General features: G+C 41.2%; 25 protein-coding genes. 16 read left to right on the top strand and 9 right to left on the bottom strand.

All coding sequences use genetic code 11. The annotated features are described in order from the left end of the window. Positions 1-38 precede the first annotated feature (38 nt). Both deoD and C6Y06_RS17600 read left to right on the top strand, forming a co-directional pair. Complete coding sequence (deoD, locus tag C6Y06_RS17605) at positions 39-734, top strand: purine-nucleoside phosphorylase (protein WP_060596559.1); 696 nt, start codon at positions 39-41, stop codon at positions 732-734. 69 nt (positions 735-803) lie between these two features. After that, positions 804-1,634 carry a M15 family metallopeptidase gene (locus C6Y06_RS17600; protein WP_060596558.1) on the top strand — a complete coding sequence of 277 codons (831 nt, stop codon included), beginning with the start codon at positions 804-806 and terminating at the stop codon, positions 1,632-1,634. Positions 1,635-1,684: 50 nt separating this feature from the next. On the opposite strand, the gene C6Y06_RS17595 is transcribed toward C6Y06_RS17600, so the two are convergent. Both C6Y06_RS17595 and C6Y06_RS17590 read right to left on the bottom strand, forming a co-directional pair. Then, positions 1,685-1,936, bottom strand: coding sequence for a hypothetical protein (locus tag C6Y06_RS17595; RefSeq protein ID WP_003216113.1), 252 nt, complete (start codon positions 1,934-1,936; stop codon positions 1,685-1,687). A 92-nt stretch (positions 1,937-2,028) separates the two neighbouring features. After that, positions 2,029-2,727 carry a class I SAM-dependent methyltransferase gene (locus C6Y06_RS17590; RefSeq protein ID WP_106037317.1) on the bottom strand — a complete coding sequence of 233 codons (699 nt, stop codon included), beginning with the start codon at positions 2,725-2,727 and terminating at the stop codon, positions 2,029-2,031. A gap of 151 nt (positions 2,728-2,878) precedes the next feature. Here C6Y06_RS17590 and C6Y06_RS17585 point away from each other — a divergent pair, with 151 nt between their 5' ends. Beyond that, positions 2,879-4,264, top strand: a complete 1,386-nt coding sequence (locus C6Y06_RS17585; RefSeq protein ID WP_106037316.1) for a S41 family peptidase — start codon at positions 2,879-2,881, stop codon at positions 4,262-4,264. A gap of 41 nt (positions 4,265-4,305) precedes the next feature. Here the strand turns inward: C6Y06_RS17585 and C6Y06_RS17580 are convergent, their stop codons facing one another. From C6Y06_RS17580 to C6Y06_RS17570, 3 genes are all read right to left on the bottom strand, one after another. Then, positions 4,306-5,799, bottom strand: a complete 1,494-nt coding sequence (locus tag C6Y06_RS17580) for a sodium:solute symporter family protein (protein ID WP_034660944.1) — start codon at positions 5,797-5,799, stop codon at positions 4,306-4,308. Next, entirely contained in the window at positions 5,799-6,002 is a 204-nt protein-coding gene (locus C6Y06_RS17575) for a DUF3311 domain-containing protein (RefSeq protein ID WP_034660942.1), read from the bottom strand. Before C6Y06_RS17575 ends, C6Y06_RS17580 begins: the two co-directional genes overlap by 1 nt. 236 nt (positions 6,003-6,238) lie before the next feature. Then, positions 6,239-6,856: a nitroreductase family protein gene (locus C6Y06_RS17570; RefSeq protein WP_106037315.1), complete on the bottom strand. Its 618-nt coding sequence runs from the start codon at positions 6,854-6,856 to the stop codon at positions 6,239-6,241. 139 nt (positions 6,857-6,995) lie between these two features. Between C6Y06_RS17570 and C6Y06_RS17565 the strand changes: the two genes are divergently transcribed. Next, positions 6,996-7,328, top strand: coding sequence for a winged helix-turn-helix transcriptional regulator (locus C6Y06_RS17565; RefSeq protein ID WP_034660940.1), 333 nt, complete (start codon positions 6,996-6,998; stop codon positions 7,326-7,328). 75 nt (positions 7,329-7,403) lie between these two features. Continuing rightward, positions 7,404-7,619 (top strand): hypothetical protein, encoded by a 216-nt coding sequence (locus C6Y06_RS17560; protein WP_034660939.1) that lies wholly within the window; start codon positions 7,404-7,406, stop codon positions 7,617-7,619. A gap of 40 nt (positions 7,620-7,659) precedes the next feature. On the opposite strand, the gene C6Y06_RS17555 is transcribed toward C6Y06_RS17560, so the two are convergent. After that, complete coding sequence (locus C6Y06_RS17555) at positions 7,660-8,133, bottom strand: Hsp20/alpha crystallin family protein (protein WP_060596556.1); 474 nt, start codon at positions 8,131-8,133, stop codon at positions 7,660-7,662. 95 nt (positions 8,134-8,228) lie between these two features. Between C6Y06_RS17555 and rarD the strand changes: the two genes are divergently transcribed. The 4 genes from rarD to bshB2 all read left to right on the top strand — a co-directional run bounded on the left by rarD (position 8,229) and on the right by bshB2 (position 10,525). Continuing rightward, complete coding sequence (gene rarD / locus C6Y06_RS17550; RefSeq protein ID WP_095285293.1) at positions 8,229-9,134, top strand: EamA family transporter RarD; 906 nt, start codon at positions 8,229-8,231, stop codon at positions 9,132-9,134. Positions 9,135-9,212: 78 nt separating this feature from the next. Next, positions 9,213-9,494 (top strand): hypothetical protein, encoded by a 282-nt coding sequence (locus C6Y06_RS17545; RefSeq protein ID WP_034660935.1) that lies wholly within the window; start codon positions 9,213-9,215, stop codon positions 9,492-9,494. Continuing rightward, a complete protein-coding gene (locus tag C6Y06_RS17540) occupies positions 9,491-9,841 on the top strand; it encodes a YojF family protein (protein ID WP_034660934.1) in 351 nt (116 codons plus the stop codon). Before C6Y06_RS17545 ends, C6Y06_RS17540 begins: the two co-directional genes overlap by 4 nt. An 18-nt stretch (positions 9,842-9,859) precedes the next feature. Further along, positions 9,860-10,525 carry a bacillithiol biosynthesis deacetylase BshB2 gene (bshB2, locus tag C6Y06_RS17535; protein ID WP_034660932.1) on the top strand — a complete coding sequence of 222 codons (666 nt, stop codon included), beginning with the start codon at positions 9,860-9,862 and terminating at the stop codon, positions 10,523-10,525. A gap of 46 nt (positions 10,526-10,571) precedes the next feature. Here the strand turns inward: bshB2 and C6Y06_RS17530 are convergent, their stop codons facing one another. Then, positions 10,572-11,933 (bottom strand): MATE family efflux transporter, encoded by a 1,362-nt coding sequence (locus C6Y06_RS17530; protein WP_106037314.1) that lies wholly within the window; start codon positions 11,931-11,933, stop codon positions 10,572-10,574. 58 nt (positions 11,934-11,991) lie between these two features. Beyond that, complete coding sequence (locus tag C6Y06_RS20465) at positions 11,992-12,117, bottom strand: hypothetical protein (RefSeq protein WP_003215647.1); 126 nt, start codon at positions 12,115-12,117, stop codon at positions 11,992-11,994. A gap of 77 nt (positions 12,118-12,194) precedes the next feature. Between C6Y06_RS20465 and cdaS the strand changes: the two genes are divergently transcribed. The 7 genes from cdaS (at position 12,195) to odhB (ending at position 22,414) form a co-directional block, all read left to right on the top strand. Next, positions 12,195-12,821 carry a sporulation-specific diadenylate cyclase CdaS gene (gene cdaS / locus C6Y06_RS17525; protein WP_106037313.1) on the top strand — a complete coding sequence of 209 codons (627 nt, stop codon included), beginning with the start codon at positions 12,195-12,197 and terminating at the stop codon, positions 12,819-12,821. A 404-nt stretch (positions 12,822-13,225) separates the two neighbouring features. Beyond that, positions 13,226-14,533 carry a C40 family peptidase gene (locus C6Y06_RS17520; protein WP_066030765.1) on the top strand — a complete coding sequence of 436 codons (1,308 nt, stop codon included), beginning with the start codon at positions 13,226-13,228 and terminating at the stop codon, positions 14,531-14,533. Positions 14,534-14,609: 76 nt separating this feature from the next. Then, a complete protein-coding gene (locus tag C6Y06_RS17515; protein ID WP_060596552.1) occupies positions 14,610-15,188 on the top strand; it encodes a superoxide dismutase family protein in 579 nt (192 codons plus the stop codon). Positions 15,189-15,277: 89 nt separating this feature from the next. Further along, the gene (locus tag C6Y06_RS17510) at positions 15,278-16,156 is read left to right on the top strand and encodes an ATP-binding protein (protein ID WP_060596551.1); all 879 of its coding nucleotides are present in this window, start codon (positions 15,278-15,280) and stop codon (positions 16,154-16,156) included. A gap of 11 nt (positions 16,157-16,167) precedes the next feature. After that, a complete protein-coding gene (locus tag C6Y06_RS17505) occupies positions 16,168-18,084 on the top strand; it encodes a vWA domain-containing protein (RefSeq protein ID WP_060596550.1) in 1,917 nt (638 codons plus the stop codon). A gap of 224 nt (positions 18,085-18,308) precedes the next feature. Next, complete coding sequence (gene sucA / locus C6Y06_RS17500; protein ID WP_106037312.1) at positions 18,309-21,143, top strand: 2-oxoglutarate dehydrogenase E1 component; 2,835 nt, start codon at positions 18,309-18,311, stop codon at positions 21,141-21,143. A gap of 14 nt (positions 21,144-21,157) precedes the next feature. Continuing rightward, positions 21,158-22,414 carry a 2-oxoglutarate dehydrogenase complex dihydrolipoyllysine-residue succinyltransferase gene (odhB, locus tag C6Y06_RS17495; protein ID WP_034660924.1) on the top strand — a complete coding sequence of 419 codons (1,257 nt, stop codon included), beginning with the start codon at positions 21,158-21,160 and terminating at the stop codon, positions 22,412-22,414. A gap of 26 nt (positions 22,415-22,440) precedes the next feature. Here the strand turns inward: odhB and C6Y06_RS17490 are convergent, their stop codons facing one another. Further along, the gene (locus tag C6Y06_RS17490; protein WP_106037311.1) at positions 22,441-23,400 is read right to left on the bottom strand and encodes a bile acid:sodium symporter family protein; all 960 of its coding nucleotides are present in this window, start codon (positions 23,398-23,400) and stop codon (positions 22,441-22,443) included. Positions 23,401-23,464: the final 64 nt, after the last annotated feature.

The following is a 23,464-nucleotide window of genomic DNA, read 5'->3' as shown; positions in this document are numbered from 1 at the left end:
GGATAAATCACATAGTAAACGTAAGTGGAGGCTAAAAAATGAGTGTACATATTGGAGCAGAAAAAGGACAAATTGCAGAAACGGTATTGCTGCCAGGCGACCCGCTTCGTGCGAAATATATTGCAGATACATATTTAGAAGATGTCGAATGCTATAACGAAGTGCGCGGAATGTATGGTTATACTGGAACCTACAAAGGAAAGCGCGTTTCTGTACAAGGTACCGGAATGGGCGTACCTTCTATTTCGATTTATGTGAATGAACTCATTCAAAGCTATGATGTTCAAAACTTAATCCGCGTCGGATCTTGCGGGGCTATCAAAAGGGATGTTAACGTGCGTGATGTCATTTTAGCTCAAACATCTTCAACAGACTCACAAATGAATCGTGTGGCGTTTGGACCGATTGATTACGCACCTTGCGCTGATTTTGGACTGCTTAAGAAAGCCTACGATACAGCAGAAGCAAAAAATGTCGCTGTACGTGTCGGTAATGTATTTACAGCAGACCAATTTTACAATGAAAAACCACTTGAACTCATGGCTCAATACGGTATCCTAGCGATTGAAATGGAGACAACAGCTCTTTATTCGCTTGCAGCAAAATTTGATCGAAAAGCGTTATCCATTCTGACAGTGAGTGATCATGTTCTCACAGGAGAAGAAACGACGGCTGAAGAGCGTCAAACGACATTTGACGAAATGATCTTAATTGCACTAGACTCTCTTTTATAATAGTATAAAGGGTGTGCTACGATGTAGCGCATCTTTATTTTTTTTAGAAGAGCAAAAGGAAGGTATGTCATGAAGAAAAGCTATAAAATACTCTCAATCGCATCGATTCTTGGTTTGACAGCCGCACTATCGGGCTGCCAGTTGCTGGATCAAAAAAGCGGTACATCTGAATCGAACAAAACAAACGAACAAAAGAGCGCAGCAAATTCATCTACCCAGCAAAACTCAAACAATACAGCAGATTCATCGGATCAAGAGCTGACATTAAAGAGTGAATATTTCAATGACATCAAGGTGGTAAGTGGGTTGAAAACCATTCAAAATCCTGCAAACGTGCTAGCTCTTGTCAACAAAGAATACGCATTACCAGGAACCTATAAACCTTCTGATCTCGTTGTACCAAAAGTAGAATTCTCTTTTTCAGAGGATATTGAAAAACGATATATTCGTAAAGAAGCAGCGGAAGCACTTGAGAAGTTATTCAAAGATGCGAAAAAGAAAAACTTCGAGCTGGCTGCAGTATCTGGCTATCGCTCCTATGACCGTCAAAAAGTCATTTTTGATAGTGAAGTCAAATTAAAAGGCAAAGACAAAGCGCAGGAAGCAGTAGCTTTACCAGGCGAAAGTGAACATCAAACAGGCCTTGCCATGGACATTTCCTCAAAAAGTGCCGGCTTTGACATCTCTGAAAAGTTTGGTGAAACACCTGATGGCAAATGGGTGGCTAAAAACGCCTATAAATATGGTTTTATCATTCGTTATCCAAAAGGAAAAGAAGATATTACAAAATATGAATATGAGCCGTGGCATCTGCGCTATGTTGGAAAAGAAGCAGCAAAAGCGATGCATGATCACGATTTAACATTTGAAGAGTACATGAACAAAGTGAAGAAAATCTAATCAAATAAAAAGGCCTCCCAGCTATTCGGGGGGCCTTCTTTATTGTTCTTTTAAAAAAAGAACAATCCTGCTAATGCGAAACCTGTAATGAAACCAAGCCCGATGCCATAAGCGGCACCCCAGCCGTAATACCCTCCGTAATAACCAAAGCCAAAGCCGCCGCGAGAACCGCCGACTGGACGAATATACACTTTACGGTTTGTCACCCGCTCAATGCGTCCGACATGCACTCTGCCATTACGATCTGTGATTCTAGCGACTTTTCCCATGTGCTGCTGACAAAGCTTTTGATAGCGCTCCATATTTTTCCTCCTTATGACAAACTCTTTTCACTCTTATCCTATGCGAGAGACCTCATAGAGTTTGGACAAAACATATAGGAGATTCGCTCATTTTATACGGTACATTCAAATAGAATGTGGCTTAGCTGCTTCCGATGCGCTTGAATCAGATCGTAGTGTGTTTGCAGCGTTTCGTAATGAGAAGGCGGGATGTGTTCAGATAATTCCATTTCTGTCGGCTCCTCCTGTACCATGTGTTCATCAAATGAGAGAATGCGAAAGTCATGGAATCCTGCTGCTTTTAGCTGTTCCTTCCATTCTTCAAGTGAAAAGAGTGAGTGAAACCCGTAAAAATCTCGTACGGTGGCGAGCTCCTCTGGTGTAAGGGGTGCTTTTAACACAGCTTCATTTGCGATCATTTGACTTCCAGGGGCAAGCACTCGTTTGATCTCAGCAAGTGCAGCAGGAAGGTTTGTGAAGCTTAAAACAGATTCACTGATGAGAAGAGTGAACGCTTCATCTGGAAATGGCAGCTGTTCAATCGATGCTTGCAATGCGCAGATCGGCAGTTCTTCTCGCTCAAATCGCAGGTTGGCCTTTTCAATCATCAAAGGGTGTGTATCAATCGCCTCTACATGATAACCAATATTTCCTAAATATGCCGCCGTTTGTCCTGTCCCGCATCCCGCATCCAGTATAGGTGCATCCGGCGTCAATTTTATATGCTGAAGCATCGTTTTTGTTAACTCAATTCCGCCAGGATGGGCACTGGATACGCCAAAATAGGCAAGCATTTCTACATAATCACTCATAAAATCCCTTCTTTCCTTATCAAGTTCCTCTTTAAAGATTATGCAATGCAAGGTCAAATGGCTTATCTTTTCAAAGAGAACTTCGATCCTTTGGTTGACGGATGAAGCATCGTCCTTGATAATAATGAAAGGAGATAAAGGTGGTGTTTTTTTGAAAAAACAATTTAAGTTCGTGATCGCCATTCTGGTGACAGCGGTCCTGTCCTCTGCGATTACATTTGTGATCACAAAACAAGGGGCTGTCAGTGTCTCAGGAGACGAGAAGTTTAGTAAACTCATGGCGGCGTATACGAAGGTAAAAGATGAGTATTACGAAAAAACGGATGATCAAAAACTAGTAGATGGTGCGATTCAAGGAATGATTGCATCACTTGATGATCCATACTCTACATATATGGATCAGGAGGAAGCCGAAGGATTTAACAACACCATTTCATCATCATTTGAAGGAATTGGTGCACAAGTAGAAGAGAAGGATGGGCAAATTTTAATTGTCGCACCGATTAAAGGCTCTCCTGCTGAAAAAGCCGGGTTGAAACCTCATGATCGTATTTTAAAGGTGGATGGGAAAAGCACAAAAGGCATGTCGGTCAATAAAGCAGTTTCTCTTATTAGAGGGAAAAAAGGAACGGATGTCAAGCTGCACCTTAACCGCCAAGGAGTGGGCAATGTTGATGTGACGATCACAAGAGACACCATTCCGCTTGAAACGGTGTATGCAAAACTCACAAAAGACAAAATAGGAGAAATCCAAATTACGTCCTTTGCTGAAACAACATCGAAAGAGCTAGATAAAGCCATTGATGACCTCGAGAAAAAAGGGGCAAAAGGCTTTGTCATCGACCTGAGAGATAATCCAGGCGGCATTATGACAGAAGCGATTGAAATGAGTAATGACTTTATCGATAAAGGGAAAGTCATCATGCAAGTTGAAGAAAAAGGGAAGAAAGAAGAGTACAAGGCTGAAAAAGAACGTAAAGTTCATCAGCCGGCAGTTGTTCTTGTAAATGGCGGCTCAGCAAGCGCTGCTGAAATCATGGCGGCGGCTCTGCACCAATCTTCAGGTATCAAAATTATTGGTGAAAAGACATTTGGTAAAGGAACTGTTCAAAATGCACAAAGCTATAATGATGGTTCTAGCGTCAAGTTAACCATTGCCAAGTGGCTGACGCCGGATGGTTCTTGGATTCACAAAAAAGGAATTGAACCACAGGTCAAAGCATCGCTCCCAAGTTATGCAAAGCTGCCATACTTAAGTCCGAAAAAATCGTATCAGCTGAATGACAATGGAGATGAAGTCAAAGCGGCTCAAAAAATGTTCCAAGCGCTTGGCTACAAAGCAAAAGCAAATGGTGAGTACGATCAAGCTTTCCAGTCTATCGTCAAACGCTTCCAAACAGACAACGATCTGAAAACAGACGGTATTCTGACAGGAGATACAACGACAGTACTGATGACAAAGATCCAAGATAAGCTAAAGAACAATGATACACAAATGAAAAAAGCCATTGAAGTTTTGAAAAAAGAAATGAAATAAAGAAAGAGCAGTCCTCATAAGGGGGACTGCTCTTTTTATGTTTACGCGTTGTTTACAGTCGCTTCTGTTTTTTCGTTATCTTTTTCAAAAAGATCATTTATGACAGAATTGTCTGTGACATGCTTTTGGAAGAATGGATTCAAGATCAAGATGACCACAACGTTTGCTAGTAAACCGAGAAAACCTTCATAAAGACCGAACGTGACTTGTGAGATATTGGCTGTAAAGGTGACGATGATGCCAACAACTAACCCCGCAATCGTTGCTTCTCTCGATTGTTTTTTCCAGAACAAGCTGATCGCAATGGCTGGGAAAATTTGAACCATTCCTGAAACGCCAATGAGCTGAAGCGTCACAAGTGCTGTTGGGAAGAGCATCCCGAATAAAAGGGCCAGTCCGATGACGATAAACACCATTGAACGTGTAATGATGGTCAATCTTTTTGGTGATACATTCGGATGAATTAAGTCACGGTATAAATTATTGGCAAATAAATTCGATGCGCCAATGGCCATGATCGAGCATGGAATGAGGGAAGCCAGTGCAATTGTTGAATAAGCGAGGCCCTGCATCACACCACCATATGACGTTTGAATTAAATGAAGAAGAGCAAATCTTGGATTTGTATCTTCAGGTAAGACTAAAAAGGCAATAAATCCAAGGAAGATGACCAAAATCAATACGATGTTATAAAGAGGCAAAAACATACTGTTTTTACGGATGGCATCTGCACTTTTGGCTGTAAAAACCCCAGTTGCCGCATGTGCCCACATAAACAAAGCAAGGGCAGAAACGCCTGAAGCGGTAATGAACCATAAAATGCCTTTAGGACCGCCGTCAGGAATTGTCAGAAGCTGTGGCGCTTCCTTAGCTAACGTATTCATCATCGGGGTCCAGCCGTTAAAATGAATGATTGGCAGTGAAACCACCATAAACAGCATGATGACCCAAACGAGAATATCCTTAATAATGGCTGTATATGTAGGACCTTTAATACCACTGAAAAATGTATAAAGTGCGACTAAAATAAATGAAATAATAACAACTGCATTCACATTAATATAACTAGTACCAGCGACAGTTAACGTATCTTGAATCCCGCTCAGCTGAAGACAAATATAAGGAATCAGCATAAGTACTCCAATAATCGCAATCAAACTGGATAACAGCTTGCTGTCAAACCGCTCACGTGCATAATCAGCGAGCGTTGTGAGGTTGTGATTTTTCGCAACCGTCCATAGCTTTGGTAAGAAGAAATAAGCAATAAAATACGCTAGAACTGAATAGGGGATAGCGAAAAAAGCGACACTTCCAGCTGTATAGGCTGTACTAGTGAGCCCTAAAAAGGTATAAGCGGTATATAAATCTGCGCCTACGAGGAACCAGACGAGCAGACCGCCAAATTTTCTCCCGCCGACAGACCATTCCTCTACTGACTGTCTCGATGATTTATCCCGGCCAGCGGCAAATCCGATGACCACGACGATGAAAATAATACTTGCAGTAATCAATAAAGCTGTTAAATTTCCTTGCATTAGTCAGTTCCTCCATTTGAATGTTGCATCCGGTAAATGATGAATGTGCAGATTGGTGTGAGAACAATCCATAGTAAGAGCCAGAAGTGGAAAAAGGGCAGCCCTATCACAAATGGATGAATACGATTTGCAAAGGGCAGCAGTGCGAGCTGTCCGATGAATGGAATCGCTATAAGTAGTGCCAGTATCAATTTTTTATTCATGATTCCCTCCTGAATTTTTTGTAATTTCATAATAATAGCAGTTGTCAGATTAGATCACAAGACCATTTTCAGAAAAAACAATCATTTTGGCGAATATCATACTAATATAACGCTTTCATTCTTAAAAAGGAGAAAGGGTGAAGGTGAAAAGGGGTAAAGTGAAAAGAAAGTATGTAGGAATAATATTTAAACCAAATAAAAAAAGCCTCAGCATGAAAGCTGAGGCCTTGCCAATTTTAAAGGAAATTAGATACTTGTTCGATGTCGAAACGATTGCTTTTATGAGCTTCTTTCGCTGCTTTACCAACTGAAATCAACATGACTGGCTCATAACGTCCGCTTACATTGAATTCTTTGATGAAGGCGTCTTTACTGAAACCACCCATTGCGCATGTATCATAGCCCATTGCTTTTGCAGCAATCATTAATTGCATAGCAGCTAATGAAGCATTTGAATACGCAGCTTCACGTGCATACTGCTCGCTTTGGTATGCGCCATTGATTTGAGTCATCAATGTTTCTTTGATGTCTTCAGTAATGAAGCCTTGTTCTGCCAGCTCACTGTAGATTTTTTCACCATTTTGATTGGCTTCAAGATCACCTAGTACAGCAATAACAGCTGATGCTTGTGAGATTTGCTTTTGGTTGTAAGCGATTGGAAGTAACTTCGCTTTAGATTCAGCACTATGGAAAACAGTGAAATGCCAATGCTGAAGGTTCCACGCAGATGGTGCTTTAGTTGTGATATCAAGAAGCTCTGTTAACTCTTCTTTTGTCATTTCATGAGTTGTATCATACTCTTTTACTGAAGCTCTTTGTTTTAAAATGTCAATTGTTTTTTGATCAGTCGCCATATGGATATTTCCTCCCGTTTTTGCAAATAGTATGGTACAATAACTAAAAAAGTGAGAAACTTACTTATTGTAACTAGAGCTATTTTAAATTGTATACCGTTAGTTTGTCAAACAATCATGAAAAGAAAGGCTGAAATTTATGGAATTTCAATTATGTCCACACATTCAGCAAGCTTTTTTACTGCTAGGCAAAAGGTGGAATGGTCTCATTATTCATGTATTGCTTGATGGTCCAAAGCGCTTTAAAGACATGACGGACATTATCCCATCTATCAGTCAAAAAATGCTCGCAGAGCGTTTAAAAGAACTTGAGCAAGAAAGGATTATAGAGCGAACTGTTCTGCCTGAGACGCCTGTTAAAGTCATTTATTGTTTAACTGAAAAAGGAAATGCGCTAAATAATGTGTTTCATGAGGTATCTAGGTGGGCAGGGGAGTATACAGAATCTCATGAAAAAAAGGAGCAAGCCTAGTTTCAGGTTTGCCCAAACGTTTTGACTCCTGATGAATATGCTGATGTTAGGCACATGACAAAGGAGGAGAAATGCATGTACCCTCATACTCCGTATTTCCGAGGCGGCGCCCCTGGCATTCCGCCATATGAATCCAGAGTCCCTTTGTTTTTTGGTTTTGGCGCTCCTTTAGTCGGCGGACTGCTTGGCGGATTTTTAGGAAGTGCGATTTTTAATTATCCCCGTCCATATTACCCGCCACCACCGCCTGCTCCACCACCTTATGGCGGCGGATATCCACCATACTATTAAGAAAAAAGAGTAAGCCTGCTTCTATATGAAAGCAGGCTTTTTATAATGGAATATCGATTTCAGAGATCCCCGGATCATCATGCTTTAAAAACATAATCTCCAAAATACCGTCCTGATACGAAGCCTTCGTTCCTTTTCTTTTTACAGCAGCAGGAAGGACAACTTTCTTCTGCGTGCCTTCCTCAGGAAAATGATCAATAAACAGCAGGTTGGCTGTATGTTTGATTTTTACTTTTTCTGTGTTCGGCCGAGCAAGCTCAATTTTAACGAACACGTGATCAGTGGTTTCGAATACTTCCACTTCGGGTTCTTTTTCTTTTTTGACGTCTGTTTCTTTCGTTTTTTGATGTTGAGAGAGTGGGTCCTGAAAAGGGAATTGAGCAGGATAATTGGAGCCGAATACACTTTCCATCACTTGATTGACGTACTGCTCAACGTCTTTAGGGTCTGAATTCTTTAAGGCTTCTTTTGAAAATTGCTTTTGAAAAGGGAATAATCGGTTCCAGTCAAACATGCAAATCATCCTTTCTAAATGCCCTGAATTAGTATATGCCCATTCACCTGAGTGCGTGCTATAATATACGATAGGTTTAGAAAGGAATGGTTAGATTGAACGATCAGCAACAATCAAAAGGTGTTCTCTATACGGCAGCATCTTTTACATTATGGGGACTATTCCCTTTATATTGGAAACTGATGGAGCATATTTCGTCAGGCGAAATTTTAGCGCACAGAATTTTATGGTCATTTGTTTTTATGTGCGGTATTCTTCTGTATTTAAAACAAGTCCGGCCGGCGATGCAGACAGTGAAGGGTCTCATGCTGGATGGTAAAGCACTTTTTTCACTACTTTTATCTGCTATTTTAATTTCGGTTAACTGGTATGTGTACATTTGGGCAGTCAATCACCATCTCATGCTAGAAGCTAGTTTAGGGTATTATATTAATCCGCTTGTCTCTGTTTTACTAGGCATCATTTTCTTGAAAGAGCGGCTCAATAAATTACAAACCATTGCGATACTAATTGCCGCCACTGGGGTGATTCTTTCCACGATTCAGTACGGTTCATTTCCTGTCGTTGCGATATTACTTGCCTTTAGCTTCGGTTTTTATGGATTGATTAAAAAAAGAATGAGCTTCACGAGTGCAATTGGATTGACAATTGAAACGCTGCTTTTAGCCCCGGCGGCCCTTGTGTACTTATTGTTCTTCTTAAAAGAACCTGTGGTGACAATGAACCCTAACAGCTTCGGATCGCTTGGTCTCTTATTCTTTGCAGGGGTCTTTACAGCGGTGCCACTTCTTTTATTCTCTGAAGGCGCAAAAAGAATTCCTCTTTATCAAGTGGGCATTTTACAATACATTGCACCGACGATTACGCTGTTTTTGGGGTTATTTGTGTATCACGAGCATTTATCTTCAGCTAAAATCGTGACGTTTCTTTGTATCTGGGTGGCGATTTTATTATTTACTACCTCTCAATTACGCATGAAAAAAACAGCGAATTCTCATTAAGTGGAACAAGCAGTTTGCTTTTTTTTGAATGCGGATCATGTCATAATAAGTTGTTACCAAAACTGTAGAGGTGATTACATGTCATCTGCCAATGAGCTTGCAGCCGCTTATCAATCTTTATGGAAAAATCGTCAGCTTGATGTCGATGATATGTCTTCTTTACTCGAGGCGATATGTGATGATTTAAGCGATGCGCGCACTCATCCGCGGGCGAGAAAATCATTCCATCAAAAATATGTGCTCGCTGTAGAGAGAATATTAGAAAGTGAGCTTGAGCATGATCATCAGCTGCAGCTGATCAGCTTACATACAAAAAAGCTGCGAGAATTAATTCAAAATGAAGGAAGGAACCACTCATGAAACCAATTCAAACGGAAGATGTCACAACACATCTTGAATCGTTTTTAAATCGTCCAGTTTTCGTTCATCTTGAAACGACAACTGGTTCTTATTCAGCTCATGTAAATGAACAAAATATGACGGTCGTGGCATATATCCGAAATGCGAAAGTCGTCTATTCACAGGCGAAAATAAAAGGACAAGGTCCGTACCGTGTTGGAATGAAAACAGAAGATGGCTGGATTTACGCAGAAGGATTAACGGATTATGTGTTTGATGACCATGGCCGCCTGCTGTTAGCAGGGCACTTGCCAGACGGAAAACTAGCGATCTCATTACAAATTAGTGAAACACCATTTCAGGTGTAGAAGAAAGGGTGACGAGTCATGAACGAACATGTACTAGTGATGTTGCCTCACCCAGATGATGAATCCTTTGGGGTTGCAGGTCTCATTGCACAAAGCAGAAAACGCGGAATCCCAGTCACGTATGCATGCGGGACACTTGGGGAAATGGGCAGAAATATGGGCAGCCCAACATATGCCAATCGTGAAACACTTCCTGAATTAAGAAAACAGGAATTAATCAATGCCTGCAAAGAAATGGATATCACAGACTTACGTATGCTTGGACTTCGTGATAAAACATTGGAATTTGAAGACGACGAGTATTTAGCTGATGTGATGGAAAACATCATTGATGAAGTCAAACCTACACTGATTGTCACGTTTTATCCAGGACACGGTGTACACCCTGATCATGATGCGACAGGCGAAGCGGTTATTCGTGCTCTTTACCGTAAGAAAAAAGAAGACCGTCCTGTCACATACTGCATGGCCATTACGAGAAATAGAGAAGAAGTGCTGGGAAATGCAGATATTATGATCGACATTACAGATGTAGCAGATATCAAATTAAATGCACTGAGAGCGCATAGAACGCAAACAGAAGGCATGCTGAGAGAGCTTGAACAGAAGCTGAAAAACAAAGAACCTGTCGTCCAAAAATGGTTCGATGAAGAAATTTTCTGGACGTACCAATGGAATGACTAAATAAAAAAGCAGCTGACATCGATCAGCTGCTTTTTTTGTGTCGTCTTTAGTGATTGGGCGCTTGCTGAAGCAAGCGTTTTTCAATCAACCTGAGGCGGATAAAGAGGACGACGGCACCAGCGGCAAGTCCTGCAATGAGACCAATCCAATAGCCAAATGCCCCAAATGAGGTATAGGTGCCAATCAAATAGCCGGAAGGAAGGCCGATCACCCAGTAAGAAACAAATGCGGCAATGAGCGTATAGTTCACATCTTTATAGCCGCGCAGAGCCCCTTGAATGGGTGCAGCAATTGCATCTGACAGCTGGAAAAAGATCGCATAAATCAAAAAGTGCTGTGTCAACTGTAAAACAGCCGATTCAGCTGTGTATAAACCAGCAATCTCTGGTCTAAATAACAAAATGAGTGCCGCCGTACACAATGAGAATAATACCGCCGTTCCAATTCCGATATAGCTGTAGTTTTGCGCGTCTTTATACCGCTTGGCACCGGATTCAAACCCAACGACAATTGTTAAAGCCATTGAGATACTGAGCGGTAAAATATATAAGATAGAAGCAAAGTTCATCGCAGCCTGGTGACTTGCAATCGTCACAGTATCAAAGTGACCCATTAACAGCGTGACAGCTGCAAAGATACTCGTTTCAAAAAAGATCGCAAACCCAATAGGAAGACCGATTTTTAGTATTTGCCCCATACGGGAGATATTGATTCGAGGCAGTTTTTGAAACAAACGAAATGAGGCAAATGGTTCTGCTTTCATGACAATACAAATACTCATGATGAAAATGGCCCAATACGTCATCGCAGATGCAAGGCCAGCTCCCGCACCGCCAAGCCTTGGAAAGCCAAAATTCCCAAAAATAAATACATAGTTTAAAGCAAAGTTAATAGGAAGTGCTGTTAACGTGATGAACATCGTCACACGTGTTTTCCCTAATGCATCAATAAATGACCTGAGTACCGAATAACCAAACAGCGGGATGATCCCAAAAGCAAGAAAACTGAGAAAATGCCGCGCAATATCCTCTACGGATTGCTCAAGTCCAAGTCCACCTAATACGTAAGGGATGCTGATTGTACCAATCGCAATCACACCGATACTTAAAAGAAAGGATAAATAAATCGCCTGAAAGACAGCCTTGGGAACATCTTTTTTATGCCCAGCGCCCATCAGCTGAGCGACAATCGGCGTAACGGCCATTAATATACCGGCAAGTCCTGTATAAACGGGTGTCCAAATACTAGAACCGATCGCAACACCCGCAAGGTCTTCTGCACTCACTTTTCCAGACATTACGGTGTCTAAAAACGTAATAAGCGAAAGACCCGCTTGAGTGATTAAAATCGGAATCAAAATGGTTAAAAATAGTGTCACCTTAGCTCGAATGCTATTTGTTTCTCTCATCATAAGTTCCTCTCTGAACAGAAATAACGAGAGGATTATATCATGCTATGTAAAAAAATCAATTCTCCGTCGGATTATTTTTCTTAGATGGCTTCGTTTTTTTAAACATTTGGGCATAAATAAAGGAAAGACTGACAACACCTAAAATGCTGCAAGCATATTGAATCACTTTCTGAATGGTCATATTAAGTCACCTCCATATCAATAGAATGCGCATAATTTGTTATTTTATGACAACAAAAGGAGGAGGGAAAAGGTCAAATGATCAATCGTACGAATGAAGAAGCGCTATTTAAAGTGGACATGAGAACACACTTGATGAAAATCATGAAGGATGCAAGTGACATTATCGATTCTCTTGATGAGAGCGAGCAATGTCTACTTTGTGATCTCGAGTCATTACATGATGAGTTTAATGAAATGCACGCAGAGGCTTCCTCGTTTTATTTGCAATCGTATATGGAAGAATTCACACCTGGATTTGCTCAATTTTCGTTAGCCATTGAGAACTTATCAAAACAAAAACACGGGGCACTTATTGTGATTCAAAGGCGTGATGAGGTTGAGGATTTTATTCAAAAAGGGACAAATCTTCATGCGAAAATTAGTGCTTCATTAATAGAAAGCATTTTCTACCCAGGAAATCCACTTCATGATGGTGCTCTTTTAGTCAAAGAGAATACACTCGTATCTGCTGCAAATGTGCTCCCGCTTACTTCAAAAAAAGTTAATCCTTCTCTCGGGACAAGACACAGGGCTGCGATCGGACTCTCTGGTATGACCGATGCACTTGTTCTCGTCGTATCAGAAGAAACGGGAAAAATGTCGTTTGCGAAAGAAGGAGTCCTTTATCCGCTCACTGTAAAAGAACCTGAAATAAGGAAATAAAAATGAATCGCTGCATTCTTCATTCGGAAGGATGCTTTTTTTCATTTGAGGAGAAAAAACAGCCAATTGAGTAAAAAGTCATTTGATACAGAAAAATTTGTCATGTAGAATAGAACTATGAAACTAGCACCGTGCTTGTTTTGACAAATTTCTAAACGTCAACTTAAAAATTCCTTAAAAAATGTTTATAAATACAGCAAACTGCCGATAGAAACGATATGGCTTTGTTTTAGCATTTTGAGTTGGCTGCTTTAGCCTATTTGTTATTGCCCAAAGTCTACATGTCGAGTAATATAATAGAAATAAAGATAAAATAGTGCAAGAGAAGCAGAACCATTAAATGCTAAACTCAAAACTAGTGCATAAGTCTTATTGAATGAAATATGAAAGGCGGAGATTCATCTATGAAGAAAAAAGTAGTAACCGGCCTCACAGTTTCAGCGATCGCTGGCTCAGCTGTGTTTGCTGCACCGGCAGAAGCACAGACGATCAAAGTGAAAAGCGGTGACTCACTTTGGAAGATTGCCGAACAGTACAATACAAGTATTTCGGAACTTCAATCTCTTAATCAACTAAAAACGACGATGATTTTTGCAGGGCAAAGCTTGAAAATTCCTGGCGCAAAAAGCAAAAAATCCAGCTCGTCAACTGGATCAAAAGCAACGAAATCAAATGCTTCAACGACATCAAGCTACACTGTAAAGCTTGGAGATTCTTTATGGCTCATTGCAAAAAATCATAAAATGTCAGTCGCAAGCTTAAAAAGTCTAAACAGCTTAAACAGTGACTTAATTCGTCCTGGACAAAAGCTAAAGGTATCTGGAAGTACGAAGACAAGCGGGGGCCAGTCATCAAACTCCTCTTCAAATTCCAGCTCAAACAATAAGACAACGAACTCAAATAGTTCATCCTCATCAAGTACATACAAGGTTAAATTAGGAGATTCTCTCTGGAAAATTGCGAATTCGCTCAATATGTCGATTGGTGAAATCAAAACATTGAATGGGATAAAATCTGATATGATTTATCCGAATCAAGTATTGAAAGTAAAAGGGACGGCTGCATCAAAACCAAGTCAGCCGAAAGCACCTGCTAAACCAAGCAACCCGCCTTCAAGCGGGAAAGCGACATCTTATACTGTAAAATCAGGCGATTCCTTATGGAAAATTGCGAATCAATTTAAAGTGCAGGTTCAATCCATCCGCACAGCCAACAGCTTAAAAAGCGATGTGCTTAGAATTGGACAAGTTCTAAAAATTAATGGTGCAGCTTCAGGCTCAACTGGGTCGAATGGTTCTACGTCTAACGGTTCAACAACTCCGGTCAATAATAACAAAAATGATGTGCCGATGAATGCAAAAATCACGACGATGATCCAAGAAGGGAAAAAGCTGACAGGTATTCCTTACAGATGGGGCGGCAATACACCATCTGGTTTTGACTGCAGCGGCTTTGTTTATTACCTCATTAATAAAGTTTCGTCTGTATCCAGATTAAGCACAGCAGGCTACTGGAGTATGATGAAACCTGTGAGCACACCTCAGGTTGGCGATTTTGTTTATTTCACAACATACAAAGCGGGTCCATCTCATATGGGACTATACCTTGGCGGAGGAGATTTCCTTCATGCAAGTGACAGCGGAGTTGGGATCTCGAACTTAAGCAACCCATATTGGAAAAAAGCCTATTTAGGTGCAAAACGTTTCTTCTAAAAAAAGCCGATTTTCGGCTTTTTTTGTTTGCCTATTGATCAGATTGTCCATACTGATATCAAAAGGGGGCAGTCATATGAAAAAGTCAGTGTGGATGATCATGATGTGTCTGGTCTTTGTCGCAACAGCATGTCATGCACCGCCGAAAAAAGAAACGACAGAAGAAACCAGTGAGGTTGCAGCACCTAAACAAGCACCGGTTATCACGACACTCATCAATGAAAACGGGCAAAAAATAGGCAGCATCGAAGTAAGAGATTCCTCGGAAAATGGGCTGGATTTACATGTGAAAGCGAAAGATCTGCCGCCAGGTCCTCATGGCTTCCATATTCACGAAACAGGAGTATGTGAAGCGCCAGATTTTGAAACGGCAGGGGCTCACTTTAATCCAACACACCGGGAGCATGGATTTGATAACCCAAAAGGCCACCACGCTGGAGATATGCCTAATTTAGAAGTTGGGGCAGATGGAAAAATTGATGTTGTCGTGAATGTACCAGATGTGACGTTAAAGGGAGGTCCAAACCAATTAATCGATCATAATGGGCGGAGCTTTATCATTCATGCAGAAGCAGATGATTACTTAAGCAACCCTTCTGGAAACTCAGGGAAACGCATCGCTTGCGGAGCGATTACAAAAGAAATGGTAAAATAACAGATGTCTAGCCTTTATGTATTGAGTGCATAAAGGTTTTTTTAGTATACTTGGTGAGGAAAATGATCGAAGAGAGGAATTAATCATAAATGTTTAACGAACAATCACTCCCAGAAGAAATTCAAGCAATGATTGAAGCAAAAGCAAAAGGACTAGAAGAAGAATTCCGTCCGCTTATTGGAACAGGCGGCTATGAATCACAGGATACGTTTATCATACAAGATGCTATGATTGCACTAGCACTCGGCAAAAACGTTCTTTTAAAGGGGCCCACTGGGTCAGGTAAAACAAAACTAGCAGAAACTTTATCTGCTTTCTTTCAGCAGCCGATGCATAGTGTGAACTGCTCGGTTGATCTTGATGCAGAAAGTTTGATTGGCTATAAAACCATTCACAATGATGGTCAAGTTGCTTCTATTGAATTTATTGAAGGACCCGTAACGAAAGCGATGAAAAAAGGCCATCTTTTATATATTGATGAAATCAACATGGCGAAGCCGGAAACACTGCCTATTTTAAACGGCGTACTCGACTACAGAAAAATGATGACAAACCCATTTACAGGCGAGGTCGTTAGAGCAGATGAAGGCTTTGGCGTGATTGCGGCAATCAATGAAGGCTATGTCGGCACAGTGCCTCTAAATGAAGCGTTAAAAAACCGTTTTGTTGTGATTGACGTTCCATATATTGGCGGCGGTATCCTAAAGGATGTACTGCAATCTCAATCTGTATTAAAGGATGAACGGTTAATCGATCAATTCGTGCAGCTCTCATCAGACCTCATTACACAGGCGCACAACGGGCAGGTAAGTGAAGAAGCTGCATCTATTCGCGCACTCCTAGACACATGTGATCTTGCGCAATACATCCCGCCGCTTCGTGCAGTTGAACGAGGGATTGTTGAAAAGCTAGAAGATGACCGGGAAAAAGCAGCGGTAAGAAATATTGCCCAAACATTATTCGAGTGAGGTTCTGACTTTTGAAATTCATCAAATTTAATGACAGCAGAATCGATTCATTTTTATTTATGGAATTAACGGATTTAGCTAAAACGTTAGCAAAAAGTGATGATGTCGAGCTTGAATACGGAGTGCATTCTTACTATGAGCCTTTTGAAAAGAAAATTTTCATCAGCCATTTTTGGGATGATCGTAAACAAGAAGACATGACAGCCGGGCTAAAAAGTGATGTGTTCCTCCGTGCAGTAGGAACCGTTTATAGTGATCTGACTGTCTTTCAGGAAATTATTCGCTATGCCCATACAATTTCCATTCCTGATCTATGTAAACAATTGTTTATGCTGTTTGAAGATATCCGGATTGAAGAGCGAATTAAACGCGATCGCCCAGGAACAAAAAAGGTATTTAAACGAAGAAGAGAGCTGTACCGGCGACACTTTAAGACGCAATTAACAATTAACCAAGAGCGAAGCATTCTAACGGATGCACTCTATTGTGCAATGTATGTGAAGCTGACAGCTGATTCGCCGCTGGAAGAGATTCCGCCTCTACACGAGCGGATCAACCCAATGATTCCGTTTGTTGAATCAAGTCTTGAGCGTGTATATGAAGCGGGTTCAACCGGAGATATCGCAGTCATTGTCAAAGAATTAATGGAAGGCTTTGATGAGCTTCTTGATAAGGATATGCTGAATACGTACTTTTTCTTCCCGGAATTGGACTATGAAAAAGCGGCAAAAGAACCGCTGTTTCATGACTTGAAAAGAAAACCTAAATTAAGTGAGGACATCAAAGTCGACCGGGAAAAAGAGGGCGATGAAGATATCCACCAGGAGTATATGGAAGTGTGGCATCGAGAAACAGAAGCGCCGTCAAAAAGCTTCCTTCAATTTGATTTAGAGCACGGCGGTAAAAGTGATCTCGGGAAGGATGCAGCAAGAGAAGGCGATGACGGAGATCAAGCACTCGGCACTGTCCAAGGCTCTGCCAAGCAAACATACCGAAAAGATTATTCAAAGCTTGAGGCGCTGGAAGAGGCTGAAGGGGAAGAAAGCGGGGCGGATGCTCATGAGAATGGAAAAGAGAACAAATATGCGTTTCCAGTCATGATTTCACCTGATCCTCCCGCGCCAGAACAAATCGATGTATACAAGCAGCACGCTAAGGAGATTGAGCCTTATCAGAAACGCTTAAAACAGATGATTCAAAAAACGCTCGAACACAAAAAATCATGGCCAAAAACGGACCTTCATGCAGGGCGTCTGAGTAAAAAGCTGATTCGTTATTTTACAGAGTCTAACCCGCGTCTTTTCTATAAAAAACAGGCACCTTCTTCGGAGATTGATGCTGTTTTCACTTTATTAGTAGACTGTTCTGCCAGCATGTTTGACAAGATGGACGAGACGAAAAAAGGAATTGTTCTATTTCATGAAGCGTTAAAATCCGTTCAAGTCCCACATCAAATTGTAGGATTTTGGGAAGATACAAACGACGCAACCGAAACCAGTCAGCCGAACTATTTCAACACGGTCGTGTCGTTCAAAGATTCTTTATTTGATGCAGGTCCTTCCATTATGTCCCTTGAACCAGAAGAGGATAACCGGGATGGCTATGCGATTCGCCAAATGACAAAAATGATTTTAAAACGAAGAGAAGAGCAAAAGTTTCTCATTGTCTTTTCAGACGGAGAGCCAGCTGCCTTCAGCTACGAACAAAATGGGATCGTCGATACACATGAAGCAGTTCTTGAGGCGAGGAAAAAGGGCATTGAGGTGATCAATGTGTTTTTATCCAATTCGCCGATCGAAGAAGCACAGATAAAAACCATTCAAGATATGTATGGCAAGTTCAGCATTTTTGTACCAGATGTCGATACATTGCCGGATGTTTTATATCCATTACTGAAAAAATTACTGCATAAAAGCATTGGGGCATAAGGTTTTGCCCCTTTCTTCAAAATATTTTTCGGAATGATTTAAATTTTTTGTTTTTCTGTGAATTTTTTATCTTTAATTGAACAAAGAATGTAGAAAGTAATCCGAAACAGTGGTAGAATATTATTGGAAGCGTTTTATTACATAAATTTGGTCATTGTGTTCTGGAAGTTATATCGAGATAGTGTTCAATCACTTGATGATCAAAGTTGGGGGTAGTGTTCAAAATGTTTCAAAATGATGTGAAACAACCGTTGAGTTGGGAAGAATTTCATGGTCCGAACCTCGGCTATGTGCTCGAGCTCTACGATCAGTATGTCCAGGATCCTACTAGTGTTGATGAAGATCTAAGAGGCATATTTGATGAACTTGGTGCACCACCGAGTGAAATGAAGGAGGAAATTGGGAAAAAAGAAAATAGCGTAGTTACTTCTGAACAAATCCAAAAGATAGCATCAGTCGTTAAACTGGCAGAAGACATCAGAACGTATGGCCATTTAAATGCTTCCGTCAATCCTCTTCGCAAAGAAAAGGAATTACAAGAGCTGTTTCCTTTAAAGGAGTACGGTTTAACAGAAGAAGACGTCAAGAATATTCCAATATCTATTATTAGTCCTGACGCACCAAAACACATTTCAAACGGCATAGAAGCCATTAACCATTTGAGAAATACGTATAAGCGTACCATTTCATTTGAGTTTGATCACGTGCATGATTTCGAAGAACGAAACTGGCTCTCAAAATCGATTGAGTCTGGTGAACTATTTAAGAAAAAGCCAGCGGATAAACTAGTTTCTGTTTTCAAGAGATTAACAGAAGTTGAGCAGTTCGAACAGTTTCTTCATAAAACATTTGTTGGGCAAAAGCGCTTCTCAATAGAAGGATTAGACGCACTTGTCCCAGTACTTGATGAAATTATTTCAGAGTCTGTTACACAAGGGACTTCAAATATTAACATTGGAATGGCACACAGAGGCCGTTTAAATGTATTAGCACATGTGTTAGGAAAACCATATGAGATTATTTTCTCAGAATTCCAGCATGCGCCAAATAAAGAGCTTGTTCCATCAGAAGGCTCTATCGGCATCAGCTACGGGTGGACAGGTGATGTAAAGTACCATCTTGGAGCAGATCGCCAAATTAAAGACGAAGATACAAAGAGTGCAAGAGTTACGCTTGCCAATAACCCAAGTCACTTGGAATTCATTGATCCAATCATTGAAGGAAGCACACGTGCCGCTCAGGAAACACGTACTCAAAAAGGTTATCCAGCCCAAGACGTTGAAAAGGCATTAGCCATCTTAATTCATGGTGATGCGGCATTTCCTGGAGAAGGAATTGTGGCAGAAACATTAAATTTAAGTCAACTTGTAGGCTATCAGGTGGGCGGAACAATCCATATCATTGCAAACAATATGATCGGATTTACAACAGAAAGCAATGAATCTCGCTCAACAAAATATGCAAGTGACCTTGCAAAAGGATTTGAGATTCCAATTGTTCACGTCAATGCAGATGATCCAGAAGCATGTTTAGCGGCTGTTCAGCTAGCTGTAGAATACCGCAAACGCTTTAAGAAGGATTTCTTAATTGACTTGATCGGTTACCGCAGATTCGGTCATAACGAAATGGATGAGCCTTCTACGACTCAGCCGATGCTGTACGATGCAGTCAGAAAGCACAAAACGGTCAAGAATATCTTTGCAGATAAACTTGTTACAGAAGGTCTTCTAACGAAAGAGCAGCGTGAAGAAATCGAGCAGGCTGTAGCGACGAAAATAGAAGAAGCCTATCAAAAGGTGCCTTCAAAGAAAGAGCATACGATTCAAGAAATTGAACTGCCAGAACCAGTATCAAATGGCTTCCCAGCAGTAGATACATCAGTAGAATTTGATGTATTACGAAAGCTGAATGAAGAATTGATCAGCTGGCCGGAGGATTTCCAAGTATTTGGTAAGCTCAAGCGGATCCTTGAAAAACGTGCAAAAGTGTTTACAGATGACCGCAAAGTAGAATGGTCGCTTGGGGAAGCACTTGCATTTGCATCTATATTAAAAGACGGTACGCCAATTCGAATGACCGGACAGGATTCAGAGCGCGGTACTTTTGCTCAAAGAAACCTTGTTCTTCACGACAGTCAAACTGGAGATGAATTTATTGCTCTTCATGAGCTGAGTGATGCAAACGCATCATTTACTGTTCATAATAGTCCACTGTCAGAGGGCTCAGTGATCGGATTTGAATATGGTTATAATGTCTATTCTCCTGAAACGTTAGTCATTTGGGAGGCTCAATTTGGAGACTTCGCAAATGCGGCTCAAGTGTATTTCGATCAATTTATTTCAGCTGGCCGCGCAAAATGGGGGCAAAAATCAGGTCTAGTGATGCTCTTGCCGCATGGATATGAAGGACAAGGACCTGAACATTCAAGTGGTAGAACAGAGCGTTTCCTGCAATCAGCTGCTGAGAATAACTGGACAGTGGCGAACTTGACAAGTGCAGCACAATACTTCCATATCCTTAGAAGACAGGCGAAAATGCTGCTTCGTGAAGAGATTCGTCCGCTTGTCATCATGACACCGAAGAGTCTGCTTCGTAACCCGAACACATTGTCTGAAGTCCAGGAATTAACGGATGGGCAGTTCCGTCCAGTTCTTGAACAGCCAGGCCTTGTGCATGATCACGAAAAAGTATCGCGCCTCGTGCTATCTAGCGGGAAGGTATCAATCGATATTAGTGATCGTTTTACCCAAATGGAAGAGCCGAAAGATTGGCTTCACATTGCGAGAGTGGAACAACTATATCCATTCCCAGCCAAAGATATTAAAGCGATTTTATCGAAACTAAAAAACTTAGAAGAAATCGTATGGGTGCAAGAAGAGCCACAAAATATGGGGGCTTGGGGATACATTGAGCCATATTTACGTGAAATTGCGCCTGAAAAAGTAAAAGTACGTTATATCGGCCGAAGAAGACGTTCAAGTACGGCTGAGGGTGATCCAACTGTGCATAAAAAAGAACAAGAACGAATTGTATCTGATAGCTTGACTCGCAAAAACTAAGGGGGAAATGAAAAATGGCGGAAATTAAAGTACCTGAATTAGCGGAATCGATCTCGGAAGGAACGATTGCCCAATGGCTAAAGCAGCCGGGCGATTATGTGGAGCAGGGAGAATACCTGTTAGAACTTGAAACAGATAAAGTCAATGTCGAACTGACAGCCGAAGAATCTGGTGTACTGAAAGAAGTGCTGAAGGATTCTGGTGACACTGTACAAGTTGGAGAAGTCATCGGAACAATTGCAGCAGGTGAAGCTGGCGGAAGCGAGTCCGCAGCTCCAGCACCTGAGCAAGAGTCTGCACCAGCTTCGAAAGAAGAACCGGCAGCTGCTCAAAAAGAAGAAGCAGTGAAAGAAGAGCCGAAATCTGGTAATGGCAGAACCATCGCTTCTCCTGCAGCTAGAAAACTAGCGAGAGAGAAGGGACTAGACTTATCTGAGATTCCAACCGTAGATCCGCTGGGCAGGGTACGAAAGCAGGATGTCGCTTCTTATCAAAAGAATGAAGCACCTGCAAGTGCACCGAAAGCCGCGCCAAAAGCAAATGCTGCGGTGCAAAATGAGCAACCAGGAAAGCCTGTTGAACGTGAGAGAATGTCACGCCGCAGACAAACGATTGCAAAACGTTTAGTTGAGGTTCAGCAAACGGCTGCGATGCTGACGACATTTAATGAAGTAGATATGACGGCTGTGATGGACTTAAGAAAGCGCCGTAAAGATGCGTTCCTTGAACAAAATGATGTAAAGCTTGGCTTCATGTCCTTCTTCACAAAAGCAGTTGTAGCAGCACTGAAGAAATATCCGCTACTTAACGCAGAAATTCAAGGTGATGAGCTTGTCTTGAAGAAATTCTATGACATCGGCATCGCTGTTGCTGCAAACGAAGGACTTGTCGTACCGGTTGTCCGTGATGCAGACAGATTGTCGTTTGCAGGGATTGAAAAGGAAATTGGTCATCTTGCGAAAAAAGCAAGAGATAACAAATTGTCTCTGAATGAGCTACAAGGTGGATCATTCACGATCACTAACGGTGGAACATTCGGTTCACTGCTTTCAACACCAATTTTAAACAGCCCTCAAGTTGGAATTTTAGGTATGCATAAAATTCAGCTTCGTCCTGTGGCAATTGATGAAGAACGTTTTGAAAACCGTCCGATGATGTATTTAGCTCTTTCTTACGACCACCGAATTGTCGATGGTAAAGAAGCAGTTGGATTCCTTGTCACGATTAAAAACTTGCTTGAAGATCCGGAGCAGCTATTGCTTGAAGGATAATCTCCAATTTGAAAAGCTAGCACCCGTTAAGGTGCTAGCTTTTTTTCTTTTTCATTTTCAGGATTTCCTTTTTTTGACCAATATGTTGCAAGCCAGGAACCAGATAAATTATGCCACACACTAAAAATGGCACTTGGAACGGCTGCAAGTGGCGAGAAGTGCGCTGTTGCTAGAGCTGCACCGAGTCCAGAGTTTTGCATGCCAACTTCGATCGAGATCGCTCTACGAGAAGGGATATCCATTTTGCACCACTTTGCGATCAGGTAACCAAATAAAAGACCAAGTCCATTATGTAATATAACAACGGCCAATATCAGCAGTCCAGATTGAAGAATCTGCTCTTTATTTGCACTGACAACCGCAGCAATGATCACCACAATTCCGGCAACAGATACAAGCGGCAGTGCTTGAACCGCATACGATACTTGTTTTTTAAAAAACAATTTCACAAGAATACCTAAAATAATAGGGATTAAGACAACTTGTACAATGGATAAAAACAAAGCCTCTGGTGATACAGGTAACCAAGATCTTGCAAAAATTAAAATGAAAACAGGGGTTAAAAACGGCGCAAGCAATGTTGATATGGTGGTTACAGCTACAGATAAAGCTGTATTTCCTTTCGCCAAAAAGGTCATGACGTTCGATGCTGTACCGCCTGGGCAGCAGCCTACGAGAACAACTCCTACTGCGATTTCAGACGGAAGCCGCAGTCCGTAAGCTAACAAAAAGGCAAGAAGCGGCATGAGTGTGTACTGCGTCAGCACCCCGATCAGAACATAAAGAGGTTTTCGAAACAGTTCTTTAAAATCTTCAGCGGACAAGGTAAGCCCCATTCCAAACATAATAATACCGAGTAAAAAAGGAATATACGGTCCAATCTTAGAGAATTCGGCAGGAAAGGCAAATCCAAAAAGTGCAAAGACAATGACCCAAATCGCAAAGGTCCTTCCTGCAAAGTGACTAATAGTTAAAAGAATCTTCATTTATTGTTTCAACTCTCTTTCCTTACATATCTTTTTTATTTTAAACGAATTTTCTGAAAAAACA

The organism is Bacillus sp. MZGC1 (genome assembly GCF_002998605.1).
Lineage (GTDB): Bacteria > Bacillota > Bacilli > Bacillales > Bacillaceae > Bacillus.
The sequence above is the reverse complement of the archived record's forward strand: the minus strand, read 5'-3'. Positions and strand labels throughout refer to the sequence as shown.